Source organism: Arenimonas sp., assembly GCF_044348765.1.
Lineage (GTDB): Bacteria > Pseudomonadota > Gammaproteobacteria > Xanthomonadales > Xanthomonadaceae > Arenimonas.
This window is the reverse complement of sequence record NZ_JBIKSE010000086.1, coordinates 1-2,520: the sequence shown is the minus strand read 5'-3', so window position 1 is coordinate 2,520 and position 2,520 is coordinate 1. Positions and strand designations below refer to the sequence as shown.

The following is a 2,520-nucleotide window of genomic DNA, read 5'->3' as shown; positions in this document are numbered from 1 at the left end:
AGTGTCCTGGATTTTGATGCCAAGTCCGGACGTACCGCCACCACATCCGCCGATGCCATCCGTGCCCGTTTGGACGGACTAACAGCCAAAGTCCGTTGGCATCTGGAAACCCATGTGCACGCCGATCATCTCTCCGGCGCGATTTATCTGAAGCAACACCTAGGTGGGGCTATCGCCATCGGGGCTAAAGTACAGAAGGTTCAGGAAGTCTTTGCAAAAATTTTCAATGAAGGCCCTGATTTCGCTCGTGATGGCAGCCAGTTCGACCGGCTGCTGGAGCCCGGCGATGTTCTCCCGCTTGGGCATTTCAGCATCACGGTAATGCCCACGCCGGGCCACACCCCGGCCTGCCTGAGCTACCGCATCGACGACGGCATGCAAAGCCATGTTTTTGTCGGTGATACCCTGTTCATGCCTGATTTCGGTACGGCCCGGTGCGACTTTCCAGGCGGTGATGCCGGCCAACTGTACGATTCCATTCAGTCACTACTGGCTTTGCCACCGGATACGCAGTTGTACATGTGTCATGACTACCCCCCGAGAACACGCAAAGCTCACTATCAGGTCAGTGTTGGCGAGCAACGGCAGGACAACATCCATGTCCATCAAGGCATCAGTCGTGACAGTTTTGTGCAGATGCGGCAGGCCCGTGATGCGACACTGGAAATGCCAGCACTCATCCTTCCTTCGGTTCAGGTCAATATGCGCGCAGGACACTTTCCTGAGCCGGAAAACAACGGTACAAGTTATCTGAAGCTGCCGTTGAATGCTTTGTAGATCCTAGGACCTTTAAAGATAATGATCCTGTACAGCTGCGATACTCATCTTGGCAGAAACATACAGGCCTATCGCTCTGTAGCATGCCAAGTTTCACGTATGGATATGGGGTAAGCAGAACACTCCGGTAATCAAACAAGAATCACCTTAACCTCTGAAGCCCGCATCAAAAGCCAGGGTTCTAGGCAGAAATGAGCGAATGATGTAATATTTTCAACACTATTCAAATATATTTAACTGCCATGCCCAGCCAACATGCGCCTTCCTATTACGCTGCCAGCGCCAATCCGCAACCGGAACGGCCGCAATTGCGAGGTGCAGTTCATGCCGATGTTTGTATCATCGGTGCCGGTTACACCGGTTTGTCCTCCGCGCTGCATCTGGTGGAAGCCGGATATTCGGTCGCGGTGGTTGAAGCGGCCAAGGTCGGTTGGGGGGCTTCCGGTCGTAATGGCGGACAGATCGTGCATAGCTATTCGCGTGATATCGATGTCATCGAAAAGAATTATGGAAATGCGGTGGCGGATGCCATGGGCGGCATGGCTTTCGAGGGTGCGCGCATCATCCGTGAACGCGTTGTGACCTATGGGATTCAATGTGATCTCAAAGAGGGCGGTATCTATGCCGCGAAAACCCGTAAAAAGGTCGAGGCTCTGCACGAGCACAAGGCACTCTGGGAGAAATACGACAGCCTCAACATGCAGTTCGTGGAGGGTGCCGATATCCAGAAGCATGTGTGCACGGACGAGTACGAAGCAATTCTGATCGACCCGACCGGCGGCCATATCCACCCGCTCAATCTCGCGCTGGGCGAGGCTGCCGCATTTGAGTCACTGGGTGGCCGCATTTTCGAACAATCGCCGGTCACTGCCATCCAACGCGGTACTAACGCTGTGGTCAGGACCGGGCAGGGTGAAGTCCATGCTAAATTTGTCATTCTGGCCTGCAATGCCTATATCGGTACGCTGGAGCCGAAACTGAGCGCGAAAGCCATGCCCTGCGGCACACAGGTGGTGGCTACCGCACCGCTGGCCAACTGGCAGGACGTACTGCCCACCGACCATTGCGTGGAAGATACCAATTACCTGCTGGACTACTACCGCCTTTCAGCAGATAAGCGTCTTATTTTCGGCGGCGGCGTGGTGTACGGCGCGAAAGATCCGAACGACATCGAGTCGCACATCCGTCCGAACCTGGAGCGCACCTTCCCGCAGCTCAAGGGCGTGAAGATCGATTACGCCTGGACCGGCAATTTCCTGCTGACACTATCGCGCCTGCCACAGGTCGGACGCCTGGAGTCTAACATCTACTACGCGCAAGGCTGCTCCGGCCACGGCGTGACCTACACACATATGATTGGACGTGTTCTGTCCGAAGCCATCCACGGCCAGTGCAGTCGCTTCGATGTCTTCGCTAAGCTGCCACACTATCCGTTCCCTGGCGGCAGACTGTTCCGCGTCCCCTTCACGGCGCTTGGTGCGCTCTGGTACGACATGCGCGACCGCTTCGGTGTCTGAGACCGACAGCCCTTCTGAGCGCGTGCCGAAGTAAGCTGCAGTAGTCGGCTTGCCTGCATCGCGGCTTTCCCGTAAAATAGGGGTCCTTGGGCGATTAGCTCAGTGGTAGAGCATTGCCTTCACACGGCAAGGGTCGCAGGTTCGAACCCTGCATCGCCCACCAAGACATGAAAAACCCCGCTTCGGCGGGGTTTTTTTATCGCGCGTCTCGAGGGTCAGGATTTGA

Annotated in this window: 2 protein-coding genes and 1 tRNA gene; all 3 read left to right on the top strand. The window is 55.7% G+C overall.

Features of this window, described 5'->3' with window-relative positions; genetic code table 11:
• The coding region (locus ACIQ0Q_RS08690; protein ID WP_395772543.1) for an MBL fold metallo-hydrolase at positions 1-777 on the top strand (777 nt) is incomplete at its 5' end.
• Between the two features lie 242 nt (positions 778-1,019).
• Complete coding sequence (locus ACIQ0Q_RS08685) at positions 1,020-2,294, top strand: NAD(P)/FAD-dependent oxidoreductase (protein ID WP_395772542.1); 1,275 nt, start codon at positions 1,020-1,022, stop codon at positions 2,292-2,294.
• Positions 2,295-2,382: 88 nt separating this feature from the next.
• A tRNA-Val gene (locus tag ACIQ0Q_RS08680) sits at positions 2,383-2,457 on the top strand.
• Positions 2,458-2,520: the final 63 nt, after the last annotated feature.